Source organism: Pseudomonas sp. CFBP 13602 (genome assembly GCF_014842725.1).
GTDB lineage: Bacteria > Pseudomonadota > Gammaproteobacteria > Pseudomonadales > Pseudomonadaceae > Aquipseudomonas > Aquipseudomonas baltica.
On the sequence record NZ_JACYVT010000009.1, the window covers coordinates 209,281 to 216,181 of the forward strand.

At 63.8% G+C, this 6,901-nt stretch carries 6 protein-coding genes; 3 read left to right on the forward strand and 3 right to left on the reverse strand.

Annotation, left to right across the window (positions count from 1 at the left end):
• Positions 1–3: 3 nt before the first annotated feature.
• From IFU31_RS19245 to IFU31_RS19255, 3 genes are all read right to left on the reverse strand, one after another.
• Positions 4–1,362 (reverse strand): TolC family outer membrane protein, encoded by a 1,359-nt coding sequence (locus tag IFU31_RS19245; protein WP_192057525.1) that lies wholly within the window; start codon positions 1,360–1,362, stop codon positions 4–6.
• Between the two features lie 392 nt (positions 1,363–1,754).
• Positions 1,755–2,195: a YbaN family protein gene (locus IFU31_RS19250; protein ID WP_192104226.1), complete on the reverse strand. Its 441-nt coding sequence runs from the start codon at positions 2,193–2,195 to the stop codon at positions 1,755–1,757.
• A gap of 10 nt (positions 2,196–2,205) precedes the next feature.
• Complete coding sequence (locus IFU31_RS19255) at positions 2,206–2,793, reverse strand: UPF0149 family protein (protein WP_192057523.1); 588 nt, start codon at positions 2,791–2,793, stop codon at positions 2,206–2,208.
• Between the two features lie 258 nt (positions 2,794–3,051).
• Here IFU31_RS19255 and recQ point away from each other — a divergent pair, with 258 nt between their 5' ends.
• From recQ to IFU31_RS19270, 3 genes are all read left to right on the forward strand, one after another.
• Positions 3,052–5,190: a DNA helicase RecQ gene (gene recQ / locus IFU31_RS19260; protein WP_192057522.1), complete on the forward strand. Its 2,139-nt coding sequence runs from the start codon at positions 3,052–3,054 to the stop codon at positions 5,188–5,190.
• A 122-nt stretch (positions 5,191–5,312) separates the two neighbouring features.
• Positions 5,313–5,750, forward strand: coding sequence for a MarR family transcriptional regulator (locus tag IFU31_RS19265; protein ID WP_185793860.1), 438 nt, complete (start codon positions 5,313–5,315; stop codon positions 5,748–5,750).
• A gap of 82 nt (positions 5,751–5,832) precedes the next feature.
• Positions 5,833–6,901, forward strand: a 1,069-nt coding sequence (locus tag IFU31_RS19270) for a FimV/HubP-related protein (protein ID WP_446731044.1), incomplete at its 3' end; no start/stop codon positions are given.

Consider the following 6,901-nt stretch of genomic DNA (forward strand, 5'->3'; position numbering starts at 1 on the left):
CAATCAGCGCATGTCTGGCAGGCGCGCTTCGCTCTTCACTTCGCTCAGGGCAACGGCTTCGGCTGGCAGCACGACGCGGGTCTTGGCCAGCAGCTCACCCATGCTCGAGAGCACGCGGTACATCGAGTATTCCTCGGTGTAGCGCACTTCGGCGTAGCGGGTGTTGGCGGTGTACAGCTCGTTCTCGCTGTCGAGTACGTCGAGCAGGGTACGCTGGCCCAGGCCGAACTGGTCCTGGTAGGCCGCTCGCACGCGGGTGGTGGTCTCGGCGTATTCACGGGCGTACGGAATCTGCGTGCTGGCGTTTTTCATCGCGTTCCACGACAGCGCCATGTTCTCGTTCAACTGACGCAGGGCATTGTTGCGGATGTCCATGGCCTGGTTGATGCGATGTGCATCGCCCTGCAGACGAGCCTTGTCGCTGCCGCCACGGTACAGGTTGTAGCTCATGCTCACGCCGGCACGCCAATCGGTGTTGTTGTGGCCGCGCTCGCCCGAGAGGTTGTTGTTGGCACCGGTGGCCAGTTCAGCGTCGATCCGTGGGTAGAACGCCGACTTGGCGCCTGCGTACTGGCTTTCGGCAGCCTGTACGTCGGCCTGGGCCGATTTGAGGTACGGATTGTTTTCCATCATCGACTGCCGGGCGGCGTTCAGGTCGGCCGGCAGTTCGCCACGCATCGAAGGCAGCGGTTCCAGTTCGTCGGGCATGCGGCCCACGGCGCTGAAGAAGGCCGCTTCGGCATCGGCCAGGTTGACCTGAGCGGTGTTGTAGTTGTTCTCGGCGAGGGCGCGACGAGCACGCGACTGGTCGACGTCGGCGGTGCTGCCCACGCCGCGCTCGCTGCGCAGGCCGATCTGGTCGTTGACGCGCAGGTGCGCCTGCAGGTTGTTCTTGGCCAGGGTTACCAGTTCACGGTTGCGCAGTACGTCAAGGTAGACCTGCACGGCACGCAGGGCCAGATCCTGGGCGGTGGCCTGGACATAGTAGGCACGCGACGTGGCGGTCGAGCGGGTCCGGCTGACTTCGCTGGAGGCGCTGGAGCCGTCGAACAGCATCTGGCGCAGGCGCAACTCGGACTGGGTGTAGTTCAGCGTTTCCTTGTTGTGATTGCCGCGTGCGCGGGTGTTCAGGTTGTCCGAACGCTCGCGACCGTAGCCTGCAACGAAATCGACGCTGGGGCGGTAGGCACCCTGGGCAATCTTCGTGTCCTCATCCGCGGCAAGGCGACTGTTGATGTTGGATGCCAACTCAGGGTGGTTATCCACGGTGCTCTGGATCGCCTCGGTGAGCGACATGGCTTGCGCGTGCGAGCACGCCATGGCCAACAAAATCGCGCTGCAGATGGGGGTGAAAACGCGCATTCGGGTGCTTCTCCGTGATGTGTGAAGTCGTGCAGACGCCAGAATGTTGGCGAATAACTCGTTTAAAAGTCCGTTTCGGGTTTGTAACAAGCGCAACCGAGGCGCCGAAAGCAGCGCGTTCAACGGAATTTTCACATGATATAGAGCAAAAAACACTTATGCCATCATTCGTTTCGATGATGGCAAATAGATTTCACTGCTCCTGAGGCGCGCGGTGTGAGCGGGGTTCGGCGATAAAGAAGGCGCAACGCCAGCGTTTTCGGGGGTGGCGGGGCATAGGCGAGAGGAGACGGAAAATTGCAGTCGGTTAGTGACGGAAAATTGTCACAATGAATCCGGGGTGTATCACCGTTGATTCATTCCGGGAGACGAGATTAGTCAGTTGATTTCATTCAGGTTTTGTCGAGTGTCGACCGTTCGTCGACATCATGGCCCAACGGATGCTGACCCTTTACGGCACTTGTCTTCAGACGAGCAATATAGACAGTCACTGCCATCGCGATGCCCACGAGCAGCACACGCAGCCACGGCCAGGGCACCAGCCAGCAGGACACCGCGATGCTGACCCACGTGGAACCAATGGCCAGCACCTTGGCTTTGCGCGGAATGCCTTCGCCGCCCAGGTAGGTCTTGAGCAAAGGGCCGAGTTGCGGATGGCCGAGCAGCCACGCATGGAAGCGCGGCGAGCTTCGCGCGAAGCACGCTGCAGCGAGGAGCAGAAAGGGGGTAGTGGGCATCACCGGCAGGAAAATCCCAATGACACCGAGTGCAACGCTGATGCAGCCGATGCCCAGCAGCAGGTAACGCAGCCAGGCAGGCCGAGCCGGCCGCATGGCGCGAGACTTAGTGATGACGGGGCTTGAGGATGGCCGGTTTCTCGTCCGGAGCGTTGCACAGCAGGTAGAGGGCGGTGAGCGCTTCGGGGATCTGCACGATCATGTCGTCCATGAGATTGGCATCGGCGGCAATGTCGGAAAACTCCGGCTGCTCGTCGAACAGGCCGGAACCGACCATGATCGGCAGAAGCATCTCGCTGACTTCGTCTTCGGCGGTTTCGAACCAGGCGGCCTCGCGCAGGAATACCCCTTCCATGAAGCCGATGCACCAGCCGCGCAGGTCGGAATCATCCGGCTCGTCGCCCAGGTCGAGCTCGCAGGGCAGCTCGAATTCCTCGTCGCTGGCCAGCTGGCGCGCGATATGCGCCTTGAGCTGGATGAGGGTGCCTTCGATCTCTTCGCGCTGGGCATCGTCGCTGTAGTGCGGCGGCTCGGCGAACAAGGCGTCGATCCACTCGCGCTCGGGCACCTCTTCGGAGCAGATGGAGAGGGCGGTCAGGTAGCCATGGGCGGCGACGTAGTCCAGCGCCTCGTCATGCAGCTCATCGGCGTCGAGGAAGGCTTGCAGGCGGGTCAGTTGCTCGGCGAAGGACATTAACAGGTTACCTTGGAAGACTATGCGGATACTGAATTCTAGGCCTTGTTAGGCCCTGTGCGCCACCCAAGGGGTGAAATGGCAGGATGGGCGGGTGCTGCGCCGCGGTGCTGGCACTGGGGTATACTGCCGCGGTCTTTCGCTCAGGCCCCGAGTTCACGGGGCGGTAACCCCCGCTTACGCAAAGGCGGATGCGGCAAAAGCGCTTTTCATCCAGCCTGTGCGGCCCGGGTGGTTTTACGATTTCTGGAGTGACCCATGCTCGAACAGGCTCAACGCGTTCTTAAGGACATCTTCGGCTATGACAGCTTCCGCGGTCGCCAGGGTGCCATTATCGAGCGTGTGGCCCGCGGTGGCGATGCCTTGGTATTGATGCCCACCGGCGGTGGCAAATCGCTGTGTTTTCAAGTCCCGGCCTTGCTGCGCGACGGCCTGGCGGTGGTGGTTTCGCCGCTGATCGCCTTGATGGACGACCAGGTCGCCACCCTCGAGGAACTGGGCGTGGCGGCAGCGGCCCTGAACTCCACGCTCAGTTCCGATGAGCAGCGCGAGTTGGCCGCGCGCATCCGCCGGGGCGAAATCAAGATGCTGTACCTGGCGCCGGAGCGCCTGGTGCAGCCGCGCATGCTGGATTTCCTCCGCGGCCTGGACATCGCCTTGTTCGCCATCGACGAGGCCCACTGCGTTTCCCAATGGGGGCACGACTTCCGTCCCGAATACCTGCAGCTGGGCCAGTTGGCCGAACAGTTTCCCCAGGTGCCGCGAATCGCCCTGACCGCCACTGCCGACAAGCGCACGCGCGAGGAAATCGTCACCCGTCTGCACCTGCAGGACGCCGAGCGATTCCTGTCCAGCTTCGACCGGCCCAACATTTTCTACCGCATCGTGCCCAAGGAAAGCCCGCGCAAACAGCTGCTGGCGTTCCTCACCGAGCGGCGCAGCGATGCCGGAATCGTTTACTGCCTGTCGCGCAAGAAAGTCGACGAAGTCGCCGCGTTCCTGTGCGAAAACAACTTTCCGGCGTTGCCGTACCACGCCGGTCTGCCTGCTGCGACGCGGGCCGCCAACCAGAAGCGCTTCCTCAACGAGGAAGGCCTGATCATGGTGGCCACCATCGCCTTCGGCATGGGCATCGACAAGCCCAACGTGCGTTTCGTCGCGCACCTGGACCTGCCCAAGTCGCTGGAAGCCTACTACCAGGAAACCGGCCGCGCTGGCCGCGATGGTCTGCCGGCAGACGCCTGGATGGCCTACGGGCTGCAGGATGTGCTGATGCTCAAGCAGATGCTGCAGAATTCCGAAGGTGACGAGCGCCACAAGCGCCTTGAACAGCACAAGCTCGACGCCATGCTGGCGCTGTGCGAAGAAACCCGCTGCCGCCGTCAATCGCTGCTGGCCTATTTCGATGAAGAGATGCCCAACCCCTGCGGGCACTGCGACAACTGCGTCGACGGCGTGCAGACCTGGGATGCCACCGAGCCGGCGCGCCAGGCGCTGTCGGCCATCTACCGCACCGGGCAACGCTACGGCGTCGGCCATCTGGTGGACGTGCTGCTGGGCAAGGACACCGAAAAGGTGCGCAGTTTCGGCCACGACAAACTGGCAGTGTTCGGTGTCGGCAAGGGCCGCTCGGAAGGCGAGTGGCGGTCGCTGTATCGCCAGGTGGTCGCGCGCGGTCTGGCCGATATCGACCTGGAGGGCTACGGCGGCCTGCGTTTGAGCGACAGCTGCCGACCGCTGCTGCGCGGCGAGGTGACGCTTGCGCTGCGCAAGGAAATCAAGCCGCAGACCTCTGCCCGCGGCAGCGGCTCGGCAAGCCCCGCCAGCCAGTTGGTGCGCGACGAGGAGCGTGAACAGTGGGAAGCACTGCGCACTCTGCGGCGCAACCTGGCGCAGGAACATGCGGTACCGCCCTACGTCATCTTCCCGGACTCGACCCTGCTCGAAATGCTCCGCAGCCAGCCGACCAGCATGGCCGATATGGGGCGGGTCAGTGGCGTCGGCGCTCGCAAGCTCGAGCGTTACGGTGAAGCGTTCCTGCAGGTACTGGCTGGGTCGGGCGGGGCAGAGGCGCCACGCGAGGTGGCCGATATCCGCCACGAGCTCATCAGCCTCGCCCGCGCAGGCATGACGCCGCTGCAGATCGCTGGCCAGTTACAGTGCAGTGAGAAGAATGTCTACAGCCTGCTGGCCGAAGCCATCGGCCAGCAGCAGCTGTCGCTGGAGCAGGCGCTGGATCTTCCCGAGGAACTGCTCAGTGAAATCCAGGACGCCTTTCTCGACGGCGAAGGGGAATTGCCCGGCGTCGCCGAGATTGCGGGGCAGTTCACCGGCCGTGTGCCCGAAGGCGTCCTGTATTGCATACGTGCGGCGTTGCAGTCCGAATTCGAGGTGTGAACGAGGCTGCCACTCGGCATGAGTCTTGCCTGTGGGCTAAGGTCATGATTAGCTGACTAATCATCAGCTCCGACCTTCACGCATGCGCTGCTTGTGCAAGGCTGTTTTTTCAAGAGAGATCTATGCCGTTAACTGATCAACATCGCTTCGGAATGCAGCTGGCGCACATGTCCCGTGGCTGGCGGGCCGAACTGGACCGTCGGCTGGCGGGCCTGGGATTGTCGCAGGCGCGCTGGCTGGTCCTGCTGCACCTGGCGCGGTTCGGCGAAGCGCCGACCCAGCGCGAGCTGGCGCAGAGCGTGGGCGTCGAGGGGCCGACCCTGGCACGCTTGCTGGACAGTCTCGAAGCCCAGGGCCTGGTCGAGCGCCAGGCCGTGGTCGAAGACCGTCGAGCCAAGAAAATCACGCTGTGCGCGCCCGCCCGGCCGCTCATCGAGCAGATCGAAACCATCGCCAACGCCTTGCGTGCCGAGCTGTTCATGGGGGTCGACGAAGAAGAACTGAGCACCGCCATGCGGGTACACAGCCGCATCCTGGCGAATCTGGAAAAGAAATCCTGAAGTCAACGGGCCGTCACCCGCTTGGAGCAAGTGGGCCGTACGGGCTATAAAGTTATTGGATGTCGGTCTTCAAGGGATTCCCATGCAAGTGCGTATACCGTCGCGTACCAGGTTTGCTTCACGTCGTCTGCTGGCATCGGTGTGGGCCATGGCGCTGTGCTATTCCACGGCCGCCTCCGCGCTGGGTCTTGGCGAGCTGACCCTGCGCTCATCGCTCAACCAGCCGTTTCGCGCCGATATCGCCTTGCTCGACACCGCAGGGCTGGAGCAGGACGACATCCGTGCCAGCCTGGCGACGGCCGAAGAGTTCGCCAGGGCGGGGGTGGAGCGCAGTTTCTTCCTCAACGACCTCAAGTTCTCGCCCGATTTCAGCGGCGGGCGCAAAGTCATTCATGTCAGCTCCAGCAAAGTGGTCACCGAGCCCTTCATGAGTTTCGTGATTCAGGTCGGCCGGCCGAATGGGCAGCTGCTGCGTGCCTTCACGGTATTGCTCGACCCGCCGGGGATGGGGCCGGGCCTCGCCGACCGCGCGCCGCAGCGCATACAGCCGGCGCAGGCCAGCGCGCAGCCTGCAGCAGCGCCCACTAGGCCCAAAGCCGCGAGTGCACCCACGCCGAGCGCCAGTGAGCCTGCGAAACAGGCGCCGGCCAAGGCCGCTGCGCAGGACGCTGCGCAACTGGCTGCCGCCGCCCTGGAAAACCAGCAACTGCAGAAGAGCTTCGACGAGGTGCAGGCGCGCCTGCAGAGCCTGGAGGCCCAGGTAGCCGACAAGGACAAGCAGGTTGCCCAGCTGCAGGCACGCATGGCCGAAACCCCTGCGGCCGAGGCCGATTCGTCCGGCGCTCCCGCAACGGCACCCGCTGCGGCAACGCCTGCGCCTTCGCCTGTATCTGCCCCACCCGCAGCGGTTGCCACGCCAGCACCGGCTCCGGCCCTGGCTCCGGCTCCGGCTCCGGTGGAGGATGGCAGTGGCTGGTTGAACATCCTGGCCCTGGTTGCGGCACTGCTGCTGATCATCGCCTTGTTGCTGCTGTTGCGCCGCCAGCGACAGCGCAAGTCGGCCGAGCTGCAGGACGCCTTCGAGCCGGTCGCTACCCAGCCGGTCCGCGCGGCGCCGGTCGCCACTGTGCCGGCCGCCGCAGTGGCGGCCG